Raw genomic sequence first — 16,484 nt, 5'->3', positions numbered from 1 at the left:
TTATTGACGTTTGACGGGAGTATCACATGAGTTTTTTCATTTCTGACGCCATGGCGCAGTCTGCGACTGCACCGGCCGGTGGCGCTGGTTTCGAGTGGATTTTTCTGGTCGGTTTTCTGGTCATCTTCTATCTGATGATCTGGCGCCCACAGGCGAAGCGGGCCAAAGAGCATAAAAATCTGATTGGCGGCCTCAGTGTCGGTGATGAAGTGGTCACCGGTGGTGGCATTCTTGGCAAGATCAAGAAAGTCACTGACGAGTTTATCGTGCTGGAAGTGGCTGATGGCCAGGAACTCAAATTCCAGAAAGGCTCAGTGGTCGCAGCATTGCCCAAAGGCACGCTGAAAGCCATCTGATTCTCCTGTTTTCATCGTATTCGGGCGCCTTCAGGGCGCCCTGATCGTTATCGGGCCCTGTTATGCTCAATCGTTACCCTGTATGGAAATACCTGCTGGTCGTGCTGGTACTTGCCCTGGGCGTTGTTTACGCCCTGCCGAACCTGTATCCGGATGATCCGGCGATCCAGATTTCTGGTGCCAGCTCGGCACAGACCATCGAAACCTCTGACCTGATCCTCATGGAAGAAGCCCTGCGCGAAGCGGGTATCGAGAGCAAGGGCACCGAGTTGGGCGCCAATGACCGTTCCGGCCTGATTCGTCTGGTCAATCGTGCCGATCAGTTGCCGGCTCAGGATGTGGTGCGTGATGCCCTGGGTCAGCGCTATGTGGTGGCGCAGAATCTGGCACCAACCACGCCAGACTGGCTGGTCAATATCGGTGCTGGCCCGATGAACCTGGGTCTGGACCTCTCCGGCGGTGTGCACTTCCTGCTGGAAGTCGACATGGAGCGGGCGATCGAGAATCGCGTTAACGTTTATGAAAGCGAGCTGCGCACAACCCTGCGCGAGGCTCGTGTGCGTTATCGCAGCCTGCCCAGCCAGGGAAACGTGCTGCAATTCGGCTTTACTGACAGCGAGCAGTTGAGCGAGGCGCAACGTGAAATCAACCGCAACTACACCCAATTCCAGTTCGAAACGGTTGAGCGTGAGGAGCTGGAGGTACTGCGGCTGACCCTGAGCGATGCCGAAATGCAGGAGATCCGCGAATACGCCGTGCGCCAGAACCTGACCACCGTGCGCAACCGGGTCAATGAACTGGGTGTGGCTGAACCACTGGTTCAGCGTCAGGGCGCCAACCGTATCGTGGTGGAGCTGCCGGGGGTACAGGATACCGCCGAAGCCAAGCGTATTCTTGGGCAAACCGCCAATCTCGAGTTCCGTCTGGCGGCAGACCGCGGTGCGGCCAGGGCTACGGTAGAAACCTTTGAGTTCCGTGATGGCAGCCGTCCCCCGGCGGACGTCGAGCGCAGTATCATCCTGACCGGTGATCAGGTGACTGATGCCCAGTCCAACTTTGATGAAAATGGCCGTCCGCAGGTAAACATTCGCCTGGATGGTCACGGCGGCGAATTGATGACCCGCGCTACCCGCACCAATGTCGGTCGTGGCATGGCGGTACTCTTTATTGAGCAGCGGCAGATCAGTCGTACCGTGCAGCAGGAAGTGGATGGCGTGATGCAGGAGGTCGAGGTACCGGCCTTCGTTGAAGAAAAGTCGATCATCAGCCTGGCAACCATTCAGAGCACTCTGGGTAACCAGTTCCGTATTACCGGTCTGAGTTCGCCGGCGGAAGCGTCCGAATTGGCGCTGTTGTTGCGAGCCGGTGGTCTGGCAGCGCCCATGTACTTTGTTGAAGAGCGCACTATCGGTCCGAGCCTGGGCGCAGAAAACATTGCCCGCGGCATCACTGCTACGCAAATCGGCTTTTTGCTGGTGCTGGCCTTCATGGTCGTGGTCTACAAGGCCTTTGGTGTGTTGTCCGGGATCGCCCTGAGCTTCAACCTGGTGTTGTTGCTGGCACTGATGTCCATGCTGGGCGCTACTCTGACCCTGCCAGGCATTGCCGGGATCGTTTTGACCCTGGGTATGGCGGTGGATGCCAATGTGTTGATCTTTTCGCGGATCAAGGAAGAAGTGGCCTCGGGTGTGGCGATTCAGCGTGCCATTCATGAGGGCTACGACAAGGCGTTCTCGGCGATTATCGACGGCAACCTGACCACCTTGCTGGTCGGCGTGATTCTGTTCGCCATGGGTACCGGGCCGATCAAGGGCTTTGCGGTAACGCTGTCGCTAGGCATTCTGACTTCCATGTTCAGTGCCATTATTGTTACCCGGGCCATGGTTAACTTGAGTGTCGGCGGTCGCGACCTCAAGAAACTCTGGCTATAAGGAGCGCCCTATGATTACCAAGAAAACGATCAAGTTCATGGCGCTGCGCAAGCTGTTCTTCGCGATAGCTATTGTGCTTATGGTGGGATCCATTGCCAGCCTGGCTTACAAACAGCTCAATCTGGGTCTCGATTTTACCGGTGGGGCTCTGGTTGAACTGAATTACAGCCAGGCTGCAGACCTGCAGAATATTCGCCAGACGCTGCAGGGCGCCGGCTGGGAAGATGCCATCGTGCAGAACTTTGGCTCGTCGCAGGATGTGATCATTCGCCTCGCCAGCGATAACCCCAACCTGGGTAGCGAGATCGCCGATCTGATGCAGCGAGAAGAGGGTGGTGACTTGACGGTCAGTCGGGTCGAGTTTATCGGCCCGCAAGTAGGGGAAGAACTGCGTGATAAAGGGGGTATGGGGTTGCTGCTGGCCATGGCTGGCGTGCTTCTGTACGTGACTCTGCGCTTCCAGATGAAGTTTGCCGTAGGCGCCATTGTTGCATTGGTGCACGACGTCATCTTTACCCTGGGTGTTTTTTCCATCTTCGGTCTGTCTTTTGATCTGACTGTTCTGGCTGCGTTGCTGGCGGTGATCGGCTACTCGTTGAATGACACTATCGTGGTGTTTGACCGGGTACGGGAAAACCTGCGCTTGATGCACAAGGCCGACCTGGAAGAAGTGATCAACGTCTCGACAACCCAGACCTTGGCACGAACCCTGGCGACGTCGGCATCCACCATTCTGGTGTTGTTGGCCCTGTTGATCTTTGGTGGCGAAAACATCTACGGCTTTGCCCTTGCGCTGCTGATCGGTGTGATTATCGGTACCTACTCGTCCATTTACGTTTCCAATGGTTTGCTGATGACCATGCGACTGACACGGGAAGATCTGATTCCGCCACAGCTGGAAGAAGAGGAAGACGCACGGCCCTGAACATGAGCCCGTATGTTCTACACTGACAAGCAGCCCATGGGCTGCTTGTTTTGTTTTCAAAGGAGAAAAATCTTCAAGCCGGCACCAATGTCGGCCGACCCAGCCGGCAGCGGGTGCCGAGCAGACCAGCAGCTCCAGTCGTGAGTTGTCGCGCCTGCCGGTGGGGTTGAGCGATCTGGTCGGTCGCTTCCGGCTCTGATCGTTTGCGCAGGCATAAAAAAACCACAGCCAGCTGTGGTTTTTTTGCAGTGGATATAGCGAGAAGCCGCTTGGAGCGCAGGTGGTTTTAAGCGGTTTCCTAGCGTTTCATGGCCGGCGTAAGATGCGGCTGGATGGCCGTCAATACCGCTTTGAAACACTTCGGGTTGCCGGCAACAATGTGCCCTTTCTCTAGGTGACCATGGCCACCACTGAAATCACTGACCAGCCCGCCGGCTTCCTGAATCAGCAGGCTGCCTGCAGCCATATCCCACTCGGCCAGCCCGGATTCCCAGAAGGCGTCATAGCGCCCGGCGGCTACATAGGCCAGATCCAGGCTCGCTGCACCGCAGCGACGTATGCCGGCGGTCTGGCCGACCAGGTCACGGAACATGGCCAGATAGTTGTCCAGGCCGTCCATCTGGTTGTCGCGGAACGGAAAGCCGGTACCCAGCAGAGCACCATCCAGACTTTTGCGGTTGGTCACCCGCAGGCGACGGCCATTCAATCCGGCACCGCGGCCACGGCTGGCAGTAAACTCTTCCTGGCGCACCGGATCAAGTACTACCGCGTGCTCGAGGCGGCCTTTGACCCGACAGGCAATGCTGACGGCAAAATGCGGCACACCGCGCAGGAAGTTGGTGGTGCCATCCAGCGGGTCGATGATCCAGACCGTATCTGCGCCTTCGCCGCGGCCGGGCATAAAACCGGATTCTTCGGCATGGATGCCGTGATCGGGGTAGGCTTTCTGCAGGTGCTGGATGATGGTGCGCTCCGCCGAGTGGTCGATTTCGGACACGTAATCATGAGCGTCTTTTTCACTGACGCTGAGCACATCCAGGCGTTCCATGGAGCGGTAAATCAATTCTCCCGCGCTGCGGGCGGCGCGCAGGGCGATGTTCAACATGGGCTGCATAGGGTGTATCTCAACTGAGGAATGGTGAAAAGCCGGAAATTGTAGCAGACACTGAACAATACATGAATGGTCTTTATGTCCTGGCTTTTGTAAGATGTCGGGTCCGTTTTCCCCCGGAGGTGTCTGTGCTGGAAAGAATTCGAGTGGTTCTGGTCAATACCAGCCATCCCGGTAATATCGGTGCTGCTGCCCGGGCGATGAAGAATATGGGTCTGCAGCGTCTGGTGCTGGTTGAGCCACGGCGTTTCCCGGATGCCGACGCCAGTGCCCGTGCGTCGGGTGCCGATGATGTCCTTCAACACGCGCAAGTCGTCGGCAGCCTGCAAGAAGCGATTGCCGATTGCCAGCTGGTGTTGGGTACCAGTGCCCGTGATCGACGCATTCCCTGGCCGGTACTCGATCCGCGCGAGGCGGCGCAAACCAGTCTGGAACATCTGCGTGATATGCCGCAGGGCGATGTTGCGCTGGTCTTTGGGCGTGAAGATTCCGGCCTGACGAGTGAAGAGCTGCAGCGTTGCCAGTATCACATTCATATCCCCTCGGACCCGGCGTTCAGCTCGCTGAATCTCGCGGCAGCGGTGCAGGTGGTCAGCTATGAGTTGCGCATGCTCTGGTTGCAGTGGGCGCAGCAGCCGACCAAACTGGAAAAAGCCACGGTCACTGCACGGGAACATGATTTGCCGGTCAGTGTGGCGGATATGGAGAACTATTTTCAGCACCTGGAGCAGGTGCTGGTTGAAATCGGCTTCCACAACCCGCAGAAACCACGACAACTGATGCCGCGTTTGCGCCGTCTGTACAGCCGCAGCGGGCTGAACCGCATGGAAATGAATATCCTGCGGGGGATACTGACCGAAACCCAGAAAGCCATCGGCGTCAAACCGGCCGGTGCGCGGAGAGACTGAACATGTTCAAACGCATGAAAGAAGATATTGCCAGCGTTTTCCATCGTGACCCGGCAGCGCGCAACACTTTCGAGGTGATGACCTGCTACCCGGGGCTGCATGCGGTGTGGTGGCATCATCTGGCACATGCGTTATGGACCCGCAAGGCTTTCTGGCTGGCGCGAACGGTATCCAATTTTGCGCGCTGGACTACGGGTATCGAGATTCATCCCGGGGCGAAAATCGGGCACCGCTTCTTTATCGACCATGGCATGGGTGTGGTGATTGGCGAGACTGCCGAGATTGGTGACGATGTCACCCTGTATCAGGGAGTTACCCTGGGCGGTACCAGCTGGAACAAGGGCAAGCGGCATCCGACGCTGGAAGATGGCGTGGTCGTGGGTGCCGGGGCCAAGGTGCTGGGGCCGTTCACTGTCGGCAAGAATGCCAAGATAGGCTCCAATGCCGTGGTCACCAAGGCAGTACCGGCGGAAGCGACGGTCGTGGGTATTCCGGGACGGGTGATCATGCGTGAGCCGCAGGGCGATGAGCAGGACCGCAAGCGACAGGCCATGGCGGAAAAGCTGGGTTTCGACGCCTATGGTGTCAGCCAGGACACGCCGGATCCGGTGGCCAAGGCGATTGGCCAGATGCTCGACCACATGCATGCGGTGGACAGCCGTATCGAAGGCATGTGCGGCGCGTTGAAGGAGCTGGGCAGTGATTACTGCGCCAAGGATCTGCCATCGCTGGATGATCACGATTTCGAAGCGCTCAAGGATGATGCGCCTGTCGGTTCCGCGCCCGCGTCCGGCAAACAGGGCTGAGTGGCATGAAAAAACCGATTTATCTTGACTACGCTGCAACCACGCCGGTCGACCCCAGAGTTGCCGAGCAGATGACGGCCTGCCTGACCATGGATGGCAATTTTGCCAACCCGGCCTCACGCTCGCACCTGTATGGCTGGCAGGCGGAGGAGGCGGTCGAGCTGGCGCGGCGACAAATCGCCGATCTGGTGAAGGCGGATCCGCGCGAAATCGTCTGGACCTCAGGCGCTACCGAGTCCAATAACCTGGCGATCAAGGGCATTGCCCAGGCCGGGCGCGAGCGTGGTCGGCACCTGATTACCTCGGCCATTGAACACAAGGCGGTGCTGGACAGTTGTCAGCAGTTGGAGCGCGAGGGGTTCGAAGTGACCTACTTGCGTCCCGATGCCAGTGGCGTTATCCGGCCGCAGCAGTTGGCTGCAGCCTTGCGCGACGATACCCTGCTGGTATCACTGATGCACGTCAACAACGAAATCGGCACCATCAATGATATTGCTGCCCTGGGTCAGGTAGCGCGAGATCATGGCGTCCCCCTGCATGTGGATGCGGCACAGTCCACCGGCAAGCTGGCGATTGATTTGCGCAGCTTGCCGGTGGATCTGATGTCCTTCAGTGCACACAAAAGCTACGGGCCAAAGGGTGTTGGTGCGCTTTATGTGCGGCGCTCGGCAGGCTTGCAGCTGCAGGCACAGATCCATGGCGGCGGACACGAGCGGGGGCTGCGTTCCGGCACCTTGCCGACCCATCAGATTGTCGGCATGGGGGCTGCTTTCGCTCTCGCCGATGCTGAAATGTCCACCGAAACGGTGCGCATTGCGGGGCTGCGCGATCGCTTGTTGTCCGGTATCGCTGAGGTACCGGGCGTCACCCTGAACGGGAGCGCCGAGCAGCGGGTCCCGCATAACCTCAATCTGGCTTTTGCTGATGTCGATGGCGAGTTGTTGCTGCTGGCCTTGAAAGACCTGGCGCTGTCTACCGGTTCGGCGTGCACCTCGGCGGCGGTAGAGCCTTCCTACGTGCTGCGCGGCATAGGTGTGCCGGATGCATTGGCCCAGAGTTCGCTGCGGTTATCCCTGGGTCGGTTCACCAGTGAGTCGGATGTGGACGCAGCAGTCGATAGTCTGTCTCGGGCATTGGCCGCTTTGCGTCGCTGACCGGCATCAGGCCTGAATAAAACTTGCGCACACCCGGTGCAGCCTGTTACGCATTTGCACTGAACCTGCGTATAATCCGTAGGTTAACAAGTTTATATAACCCATTGATCCACTTTAACCGGAGAAACCCATGGCTGTAGAACGCACCCTGTCGATTATCAAGCCCGATGCTGTTGCCAAAAACGTGATTGGCCAGATTCTGAGCCGTTTTGAAAACGCTGGTCTGAGCGTCGTTGCGGCGAAAATGGTTCAGCTGTCGCAAGCTGATGCTGAAGGCTTCTATGCCGAGCACAAAGAGCGCCCCTTCTTCAAGGATCTGGTTGGCTTCATGACCTCTGGCCCGGTTGTTGTGCAGGTGCTGGAAGGCGAAAATGCAGTATTGAAAAACCGCGAGCTGATGGGGGCTACCAACCCGAAAGAAGCGGATGCCGGCACCATTCGTGCTGATTTCGCCGAGTCGATCGACGCCAATGCGGTACACGGTTCCGATTCCACGACCTCGGCGGCGCGTGAAGTCGCTTACTTCTTCGCTGAAACCGAGCTGTGCCCGCGTACCCGATAAGGGACGCACCATCAACCCCGAGTGATGTGATGACCATGACCGAGCCAACCGCCAGAACCAATCTGCTGGGCCTTACCTTGCCCAAGCTCGAAGCATTTTTCGAGCAGATCGGGGAGAAGCGTTTCCGTGCCGGTCAGGTAATGAAATGGATCCATCACTTCGGGGTGGATGATTTCGACCAGATGACCAATCTGGGCAAGGCGCTGCGCGAGAAGTTGCGCGCCTGTGCTGACATTCGCGGCCCGGAAGTGGTCAGCGAGGATATTTCCACCGACGGTACCCGTAAATGGGTGGTGCGCGTTGCCTCTGGCAGCTGCGTGGAAACTGTCTATATTCCGCAGAACGGGCGCGGCACCCTGTGTGTCTCCTCCCAGGCCGGTTGTGCCCTGGACTGCAGTTTTTGTTCTACCGGCAAGCAAGGCTTCAACAGCGACCTGACCGCAGCAGAAATTATCGGTCAGGTCTGGGTTGCCAATAAATCCTTTGGCAGTGTGCCGGCGAGAATTGACCGCGCGATCACCAATGTGGTGATGATGGGTATGGGTGAACCCATGCTCAATTATGCCAACGTCCTGGATGCCATGCGTCTGATGATGGATGATCTGGGCTATGGCATATCCAAGCGCAAGGTGACGCTGTCGACCTCGGGTGTCGTGCCGATGATCGAACAGTTGGGTAAGGACACCGATGTGGCCCTGGCCCTGTCGCTGCACGCGCCGAACAACGCATTGCGCAATCAGCTGGTGCCATTGAACAAGAAGTACCCGCTGGAAGTGCTGCTGCCGGCCTGCAACCGGTATATCGCGGGTCTCGGCGAAAAGCGTTTTCTGACCATCGAATACACCCTGATCAAGGACGTCAACGACCAGCCCGAGCATGCCGAAGAACTGGTTGCCCTGCTGCGCGAGACGCCGTGCAAGATCAATCTGATTCCTTTCAATCCCTTCCCGCATTCCGGCTACGAGCGGCCAAGCAACAATGCCATTCGCCGTTTTCAGGATTGTCTGTATCAGGCTGGATACAATGTTACCGTGCGCACCACGCGTGGAGAGGATATCGACGCTGCCTGTGGCCAGCTGGTTGGCCAGGTAATGGACAAGACGCGCCGTAGCGAGCGTTACATCGCAGTTCGCCAGTTGGCCGAACAGGTCGAGGATGCGGCTGCAACCACACCGTCCCGGCGATAGCATCAAGCCAAGGAGCAAGCCTGATGAGCACGACGATGTTGAAGATTGCAAGTCTGAGTCTGGCCCTGATGATAACGGCCTGCACCACGACCATGGAGCAGCCGACCCGAAAAAGTGACCCGGCGGCAGCCGCAGATGCCTATATTCAACTGGGTCTGGGCTATATGCAGCAAGGCGAAACCGAGCGCGCCAAGTCACCGCTGACTGAGGCATTGAAGCTGGACAGCAAGTCAGCCTCGGCGCATGTTGCCCTGGCCCTGGTGTTCCAGCAGGAAGGTGAATATGCCGATGCCGAGAAGCACTTCCGTGCGGCGCTGGCCAGCGAGCCGGAAAATCCGCGCATCCTGAACAATTTTGGTGCCTTCATGCTCGAGCGCGAGCGCTATGAGGAAGCCAGGGAGCTGTTTACCAAGGCAGCAGACAACCCACTGTACGGTGAGCGCTCACGGGTATTTGCCAATCTGGGCCTTACCGAGTTGGCTCTGGACGAGCAAGCGGCTGCAAAGGCCAGTTTTGAGCGATCATTGCGCCTGAACAGCCGGCAGCCGCTGGCTTTGCTGGAACTGGCGAAACTCCAGTTCGCCGAACAGGATTATGTCGGGGCCTGGGATAACTATCTGCGTTTTACCCAGTTGTCCGGCCAGAACGCCTCAAGCCTGTGGCTTGGCTATCAATTGGCGCGACGTTTCGAAGACCACAACCGGGCGGCCAGCTATGCCCTGCAGTTGCGCAGACTGTATCCGGCAAGTATTGAAGCCCAGGCCCTGGGTGGAGCTGACAAACCATGACCGATACCGTTGCCGAGCCCAATGTGCAGCAGCCGTTACCGGATAACCCTGCCAGTGTCCTGGCGGCTTGCCGGGAGGAAAAACAACTGAGTCTGGAGGCCGTGGCCAGCAGCCTGAAGCTGTCGCCGCGCACGCTGCAATTATTGGAGAGTGGCGATTTCGATCGTTTGCCGGGGGACACCTTTACTCGCGGCTACATCCGCAGTTATGCCCGCTTGCTCGGGTTGGATGCCAACCGTCTGGCGCTGGATTACGACCGTCTGCGCGGGATTGAAAGCCGTGAACGCCAGGTCAGTGGCATCAGCAAGGTGACGCCGGCCAACAGCAGCCATACCCTGTTCAAACTGAGCACCCTGGCGATCATGCTGGCAATCTTGCTGTCGCTGTTTTTCTGGTGGCGTGAGCATCAGCCGACCAGTCTCAGTGAGCGTTCGTCGTATCCGCAAGATACCCCCCTGACGGATACCCGGGATATTGCCGTTGACTCGCTTGACTTGCCGCAGCCGCTGCAAAATGGCATGACTGCCAGCGAGGGAGCTGATAGCCCGGTAGCGGTTGCACCTGACATTGAGCAGGCAGAAACAAGCGAATCTGCCGATGTCACCGAGTCTGGCGAGCTGACTGGTTCGGCAAATGCAGAGACAGCGGAAACGGCTGACATTGTTGAGCCGCCCGCCACCGCTGAGCTGGTAGTCGCGGGGGCGAACAATCGCTTGCAGCTCAGCTTCAGTGCCGATTGCTGGGTCCAGGTCAGCAGTCTGGGTGGTCAGGTATTGCACAGCGAGTTGATGCGTGCCGGACAGACACTGGATCTTCAGCACGACAGTGGCATGGCATTGGTACTTGGCGCGGCTGAGGCAGTTGCCAGTGCGCGCTTCAATGATGAAGACATTCAATTGACCCGGAATGGCCAGGCATCAGGCGTGGTCAGAGTTCGACTGGGCGAGTAAGAGGCATTCATGCATCAGCATTCCCCGATCAAGCGTCGGCAATCACGACAGATACAGGTAGGTTCGGTTGCCGTTGGCGGCGATGCTCCGATTTCGGTGCAAAGCATGACCAACACCGAAACCTGTGATGTGGCAGCCACCGTGGCCCAGATTCAGCGTCTGGAAGCTGCAGGCGCCGACATCGTGCGGGTATCCGTCCCGAGCATGGAAGCCGCTGACGCTTTTGGCAAAATCCGCCAGCAGGTCAATCTGCCGCTGGTGGCGGATATTCACTTTGACTACAAGATTGCCCTGCGGGTTGCCGAGCTCGGGGTTGATTGCCTGCGCATCAACCCCGGCAATATCGGCCGCGAAGATCGTGTCCGGGCCGTTGTGGATGCGGCCCGGCACCATGGAATTCCGATCCGAATCGGAGTGAATGCCGGCTCGCTGGAAAAGGATTTGCAGAAGAAATACGGTGAGCCGACGCCGGAAGCACTGGTGGAGTCAGCACTGCGGCATGTCGAACACCTGGATCGGTTGGACTTTCAGGAGTTCAAGGTCAGCGTCAAAGCGTCTGATGTGTTCATGGCCGTGGGGGCCTACCGGCTGTTGGCCCAGCAGATCGAGCAGCCGCTGCACCTCGGGATTACCGAGGCAGGCGGCCTGCGCTCGGGCACGGTGAAGTCTGCCGTTGGCCTGGGTATGCTGCTGGCCGAAGGGATAGGTGATACCATCCGCGTCTCCCTGGCCGCCGACCCGGTTGAAGAAATCAAAGTTGGCTTTGATATTCTCAAATCCCTGCAATTGCGTTCGCGCGGGATCAATTTCATTGCCTGTCCGAGTTGTTCCCGACAGAACTTTGATGTGGTCAAGACCATGAACGAGCTGGAATCACGGCTCGACGATGTCCTGGTACCTCTGGATGTCGCTGTGATTGGTTGCGTGGTCAATGGCCCGGGTGAAGCCCGTGAGGCTGACATCGGCCTGACCGGCGGCAGCCCGAATAACCTGGTTTATCTGGATGGCAGCCCGGCCGGCAAGGTCGACAATGCCAACCTGGTTGATCATCTGGAACAGATTATCCGCGACAAGATCGCTGCCAAACAGGCGCTGGACGCCAATACCATCGTCCGCGGCTGAGAAAGGAATATCCACGTGAAAACCCTGCAAGCCGTGCGCGGCATGAATGACATATTGCCTGCTGACAGCGCTCTTTGGCAGTATCTGGAAACCAAGGTGGCCACACTGCTGGCTGGTTACGGTTATCAGCAGATCCGTATGCCGATTGTCGAGCCGACCGAGCTGTTCAAGCGCTCGATCGGTGAAGTGACCGATATCGTAGAAAAGGAAATGTATACCTTCGATGATCGCAATGGCGATTCGCTCACGTTGCGTCCGGAAGGGACGGCGGGCTGTGTGCGCGCCATGCTTGAGCATGGTCTGTTGGGCAGCGGTGTCGCACAGAAGGTCTGGTACACCGGCCCGATGTTTCGTCATGAACGTCCCCAGAAAGGGCGCTATCGTCAGTTCCACCAGATCGGCGTGGAAACCTTCAATCTGACTGGCCCGGATATTGACGCTGAGTTGATCGTGCTTACCGCGCGTCTGTGGCGTCAATTGGGGCTGCAGGACGCGGTTACCCTGGAGCTCAACAGCCTGGGCAGCAGTGAAGATCGGGCCCGTTACCGCGATGCGCTGGTAACCTACCTGCGTGAACGCTTCGAGCAACTGGATGCTGACAGCCAGCGTCGTCTGGACAGCAACCCGTTGCGTGTACTCGACAGCAAGAATCCGGATACCCAGGCCTTGTTGGTGGATGCCCCGAAGCTCGCCGACTATCTGAATGACGAGGCCCGTGCACACTTTTCCCAACTGTGCGCTTTGCTGGATGCCGCTGGCGTCGAGTACCGTATCAATCCGCGTCTGGTGCGTGGTCTGGATTACTATGGCCTGACAGTGTTTGAATGGGTGACTGATCGTCTGGGTGCGCAGGGTACCGTGTGTGCTGGTGGTCGTTATGATGGGCTGGTTCAGCAACTGGGTGGCAAGCCAGCTCCAGCGGTTGGCTTTGCCATGGGGCTGGAGCGCTTGCTGCTGTTGATCCAGACGTTGGAGCAGGTGCCGGCTGAACTGGCCAATCAGCTTGATGTCTATCTGGTCACTGTGGGTGAGGCTGCCCAGCGCTCTGGTCTGCAGTTGGCCGAACAGCTGCGTGATGACTTGCCGCAGCTACGCATGCTGGTGCATTGTGGCGGCGGCAGTTTCAAGAGCCAGTTCAAGAAGGCGGATAAATCGGGCGCACCTTATGCCCTGATTCTGGGTGAGCAAGAGACATTGGAGCAGACCATCGGTCTCAAGCCGTTGCGTGATGGCGGCGAGCAGGAACAACTGGCCTGGGCCGATATCGCCGCGCGGCTGCAACAATTACTATGACAGACAAGCTCGGGCCAAACGCCGGGCGCAAGGAGTGACGGGTGACTTACCAAACAGAAGAAGAACAGGTAGCCAAGATCAAGGAGCTTTGGCAGCAGCACGGCATGCCGCTGCTGACCGGGGTGGTGCTGGCTCTGGCTGGCGTGTTTGGCTGGCAGGGCTGGAATAATTATCAGGAAAACCAGGCAGCCAATGCCTCGACCCTGTATCAGAATATGCTGGAAGTGGTTTTGCGCCAGGATTCGGAAGCCGCGCGCACCCAGGGCAAGGCACTGGCTGAGCAGCTGCGTGAAGAGTATCCAGGCACTCGCTATGCCAACTTTGCCGCCTTGATGGAGGCGCGTCTGGCTGTCGACAACGGTGACTTTGCAGCGGCGGAAACACTGCTGCAGGAAGTGCTTGGGGATATCAAGGATCCGGCACTGAAAGAGGTCGCCCGCCAACGCCTGGCACGCGTGATGGCTGAGCAGGATCGGCATGAAGAAGCCCTTGCACTGTTCACTGACTCGGTCAGTGGCGAGCTGCTGGCCGGCCGTGAAGAAGTCCGCGGCGATTTGCTGCTGGCCTTGGGGCGTGATGCTGATGCACGCGCCGCCTACAAGGCGGCCCTGGCGGCGTTGAACGATCCACGCTCGCGTCCGCAACTGCAATTCAAACTCGACGATCTGGCGGAGGAAGCCTAGTGAATTTCAAGTACCCTGCCTTGGTAATGGGACTCTCGACACTGGTCCTGGCCGGCTGTGGCAGCTCAGGCAACACTCTGCCGCCAGCTGAGTTGGAAGATTTTACTGCTGAAGTCGAGCTGGAGCGTGATTGGCGGCGCAACGTCGGCAGCGGACAGGGGCGGGGCTTCAATCGCCTGCAGCCCTCACTGGACGGTATTACCCTGTATGCCGCCGACGCCAGCGGGCGGGTTGTGGCTGTAGACCGGGATGACGGCTCGGTACAGTGGCAAGCTCGCGTGGACGAGCCGCTCACCGGTGCGGTGGGCAGCGGTTCCGGCGTCGTCATGTTGGGGACGCGTGAAGGTGAGGTCATTGTGCTCGATAGCAATGACGGTAGTGAAGCCTGGCGCGCGCAAATGACCAGTGAAGTCCTGGCGCCGCCGCAGACCAATGGTGATGTGGTAGTCGTGCAGACCCAGGATGACAAGGTGACCGCCCTGGACATTACCACCGGCGAGCAGCGCTGGATTTATGAAGCCAGTCAGTCGGTACTGTCGGTGCGAGGCCATGCTGCTCCAGTCGCCACGCTGCGTCAGGTGTTTGCAGGTATGTCCGGTGGCCGTGTCGTGGCCCTGGAAGCCAGCTCCGGCTTGCTGCAATGGGACCAACGCATTGCCCAGCCGCAGGGTCGTTCCGAACTGGAACGGATGGTGGATATCGATGGTGACTTGCTGCTCAGCGGGCAGAATGTGTACGCCGCCAGTTTTCAGGGCAACCTGGCAGCCATTGATGGCAACTCAGGTGAACTTCGCTGGCAACGCTCGGCGTCCAGTCACAACGGCCCGGCAGCGGGTTTCGGTCAGGTCTACCTGAGCCGTGCCGATGGCACGGTTGAAGCTTTTGATCAGAATAGCGGGGCTTCGGCCTGGAGCAACGACAGTCTGGCCCGGCGTCAGTTGACCGCGCCGACGACTTTCAGCAGTTATGTGGCGGTCGCGGACTTTGAGGGTTATGTGCACCTGTTGGCGCAAACCGATGGTCGTCTGGTCGCTCGCACCCGAGTGGATCGCAAGGGTGTGCGAGCCGCCCCGATTGCCGTTGGCGACCGTTTGTTTGTCTATGGCAACAGCGGCAATCTGGTTGCCTTGCGCATCGAATAAGCCGTAGCGCCCGCGCGCAACGGAACAGGTTATACTTTACCGGCCGTGGCCTGATGCCACGGCCGGTTTTATTTTTTATAGTGCCCAGCGCACGGAGAAAGCATGGTTCCTGTCATTGCCCTGGTGGGGCGGCCGAATGTCGGCAAATCCACCCTGTTCAACCGCCTGACCAAGAGTCGCGACGCCCTGGTGGCCGATTTTGCCGGCCTTACCCGTGATCGCAAGTATGGCGAGGCCAGTTGGCAGGGTCAGGACTATATTGTCATCGATACCGGCGGTATTACCGGCGATGAGCAGGGCATTGACGAGTTGATGGCCGGGCAATCGCTGCAGGCGATTGAAGAAGCTGATGCCGTGCTCTTTATGGTCGATGCCCGCGCCGGGCGTACACCGGGCGACGAACTCATTGCCACCCACCTGCGCAAACGCAACAAACATACCTTTCTGGTTGCCAACAAGATTGATGGGGCTGATCCGGACTCCATTCTGGGTGAATTTGCGCACTTGGGCCTGGGAGCGCCCATCGGTATTGCCGCTGCCCACGGGCGCAATATCAACCCCTTGCTGGACGCTGTGCTGAACGAGCCTCAAGCGGCTGATGAGATCAGTACCGACGAAGAGGGTCGGGTATTGCCGGGCGTAGAAGCCATAGGTACGCGGATTGCCGTGATCGGACGGCCGAACGTGGGTAAATCCACGCTGGTCAACCGCATGCTGGGTGAGGACCGTGTGGTGGTGTTTGATCAGGCCGGTACCACGCGCGACAGCATCTATATTCCCTTCGAGCGCCATGAAAAACCCTACACGTTGATCGACACCGCTGGGGTGCGCAAGCGCGGACGGATCGCCGAAACGGTGGAAAAGTTTTCAGTGATCAAGACGTTGCAAGCGATCAAGGACGCCAATGTGGTGATCTTCGTGATCGATGCCCGTGAAGGTGTGGTGGAGCAGGACCTCAACCTGCTTGGGTTCGTCATCGACTCCGGCCGGGCCTTGGTGCTGGCGGTGAACAAGTGGGACGGGATGGATGACAGTGAAAAGCGCTACGTGAAGATCGAGCTGGAACGCCGCCTGCACTTTGCCCAGTTTGCCGAGATTCATTTTATCTCTGCCCTGCATGGTAGCGGTGTCGGCTTGCTCTACAAGTCCGTCGACAAGGCCTTTGCCAGCGCAATGACCAAAGTGCCCACCAAACGCATGACTGAAATCCTCGAGGATGCGGTCAAGGAGCATCAGCCGCCGATGGTCAACAGCCGTCGGATCAAGCTGCGTTACGCCCACCTGGGCGGCTCCAATCCGCCGATCATTATCGTGCATGGCAACCAGGTTGACTCGATTCCCAAGTCCTATACCCGCTACCTGGAAAACACCTTCCGCAAGGTGCTCAAGCTGGCCGGTACGCCGATCCGGGTCGAATACAAGGGCGGCGACAACCCCTTTGCCGAGAAGAAGGTCAAACTGTCGGATCGCCAGGTGAACAAGAAACGGCGTTTGATGGCGGATAGCAAGAAGAAGAAAAAACGCTGAAAGCGGAAGCCTGATGTTGGTATGGGTGGCTGACTGTTA

At 58.4% G+C, this 16,484-nt stretch carries 16 protein-coding genes; 15 read left to right on the top strand and 1 reads right to left on the bottom strand.

What is annotated here, in order from left to right; genetic code table 11:
• Nucleotides 1-26 precede the first annotated feature (26 nt).
• From yajC to secF, 3 genes are all read left to right on the top strand, one after another.
• Complete coding sequence (yajC, locus tag BLU07_RS12785) at nt 27-356, top strand: preprotein translocase subunit YajC (protein ID WP_092387526.1); 330 nt, start codon at nt 27-29, stop codon at nt 354-356.
• Between the two features lie 62 nt (nt 357-418).
• Nucleotides 419-2,287, top strand: a complete 1,869-nt coding sequence (gene secD / locus BLU07_RS12780; RefSeq protein WP_092387524.1) for a protein translocase subunit SecD — start codon at nt 419-421, stop codon at nt 2,285-2,287.
• Nucleotides 2,288-2,297: 10 nt separating this feature from the next.
• Complete coding sequence (gene secF, locus BLU07_RS12775; RefSeq protein ID WP_092387522.1) at nt 2,298-3,212, top strand: protein translocase subunit SecF; 915 nt, start codon at nt 2,298-2,300, stop codon at nt 3,210-3,212.
• 298 nt (nt 3,213-3,510) lie between these two features.
• Here secF and suhB read toward each other — a convergent pair whose 3' ends face one another.
• Entirely contained in the window at nt 3,511-4,326 is an 816-nt protein-coding gene (gene suhB / locus BLU07_RS12770; RefSeq protein ID WP_092387520.1) for a type III secretion system regulator SuhB, read from the bottom strand.
• A gap of 125 nt (nt 4,327-4,451) precedes the next feature.
• Here suhB and trmJ point away from each other — a divergent pair, with 125 nt between their 5' ends.
• From trmJ to der, 12 genes are all read left to right on the top strand, one after another.
• Nucleotides 4,452-5,231 (top strand): tRNA (cytosine(32)/uridine(32)-2'-O)-methyltransferase TrmJ, encoded by a 780-nt coding sequence (gene trmJ, locus BLU07_RS12765; protein ID WP_231701636.1) that lies wholly within the window; start codon nt 4,452-4,454, stop codon nt 5,229-5,231.
• A gap of 2 nt (nt 5,232-5,233) precedes the next feature.
• A complete protein-coding gene (gene cysE / locus BLU07_RS12760) occupies nt 5,234-6,037 on the top strand; it encodes a serine O-acetyltransferase (protein WP_092387516.1) in 804 nt (267 codons plus the stop codon).
• A 5-nt stretch (nt 6,038-6,042) separates the two neighbouring features.
• A complete protein-coding gene (locus BLU07_RS12755; RefSeq protein ID WP_092387514.1) occupies nt 6,043-7,191 on the top strand; it encodes an IscS subfamily cysteine desulfurase in 1,149 nt (382 codons plus the stop codon).
• A 130-nt stretch (nt 7,192-7,321) separates the two neighbouring features.
• Complete coding sequence (gene ndk / locus BLU07_RS12750) at nt 7,322-7,753, top strand: nucleoside-diphosphate kinase (RefSeq protein ID WP_092387512.1); 432 nt, start codon at nt 7,322-7,324, stop codon at nt 7,751-7,753.
• A 35-nt stretch (nt 7,754-7,788) separates the two neighbouring features.
• Complete coding sequence (gene rlmN, locus BLU07_RS12745; protein WP_092389845.1) at nt 7,789-8,940, top strand: 23S rRNA (adenine(2503)-C(2))-methyltransferase RlmN; 1,152 nt, start codon at nt 7,789-7,791, stop codon at nt 8,938-8,940.
• Between the two features lie 23 nt (nt 8,941-8,963).
• Nucleotides 8,964-9,728, top strand: coding sequence for a type IV pilus biogenesis/stability protein PilW (pilW, locus tag BLU07_RS12740; protein WP_269434157.1), 765 nt, complete (start codon nt 8,964-8,966; stop codon nt 9,726-9,728).
• Nucleotides 9,725-10,678, top strand: a complete 954-nt coding sequence (locus BLU07_RS12735) for a helix-turn-helix domain-containing protein (RefSeq protein WP_092387510.1) — start codon at nt 9,725-9,727, stop codon at nt 10,676-10,678. Before pilW ends, BLU07_RS12735 begins: the two co-directional genes overlap by 4 nt.
• Nucleotides 10,679-10,687: 9 nt before the next feature.
• Entirely contained in the window at nt 10,688-11,800 is a 1,113-nt protein-coding gene (ispG, locus tag BLU07_RS12730) for a flavodoxin-dependent (E)-4-hydroxy-3-methylbut-2-enyl-diphosphate synthase (protein ID WP_092387508.1), read from the top strand.
• A gap of 15 nt (nt 11,801-11,815) precedes the next feature.
• Nucleotides 11,816-13,093 carry a histidine--tRNA ligase gene (gene hisS / locus BLU07_RS12725; RefSeq protein WP_407920076.1) on the top strand — a complete coding sequence of 426 codons (1,278 nt, stop codon included), beginning with the start codon at nt 11,816-11,818 and terminating at the stop codon, nt 13,091-13,093.
• A 41-nt stretch (nt 13,094-13,134) separates the two neighbouring features.
• The gene (locus BLU07_RS12720; protein WP_092387506.1) at nt 13,135-13,776 is read left to right on the top strand and encodes a YfgM family protein; all 642 of its coding nucleotides are present in this window, start codon (nt 13,135-13,137) and stop codon (nt 13,774-13,776) included.
• Nucleotides 13,777-13,802: 26 nt separating this feature from the next.
• On the top strand, nt 13,803-14,918 hold the full coding sequence (gene bamB, locus BLU07_RS12715; protein ID WP_092389839.1) for an outer membrane protein assembly factor BamB: 1,116 nt from the start codon (nt 13,803-13,805) through the stop codon (nt 14,916-14,918).
• A gap of 102 nt (nt 14,919-15,020) precedes the next feature.
• Nucleotides 15,021-16,445 carry a ribosome biogenesis GTPase Der gene (der, locus tag BLU07_RS12710; protein WP_092387504.1) on the top strand — a complete coding sequence of 475 codons (1,425 nt, stop codon included), beginning with the start codon at nt 15,021-15,023 and terminating at the stop codon, nt 16,443-16,445.
• Nucleotides 16,446-16,484: the final 39 nt, after the last annotated feature.

Source organism: Halopseudomonas salegens, assembly GCF_900105655.1.
Classification (GTDB): Bacteria; Pseudomonadota; Gammaproteobacteria; order Pseudomonadales; family Pseudomonadaceae; genus Halopseudomonas; species Halopseudomonas salegens.
Note: the sequence above shows the minus strand (reverse complement) of the source record. Positions and strands in the feature narration are given on the sequence as shown.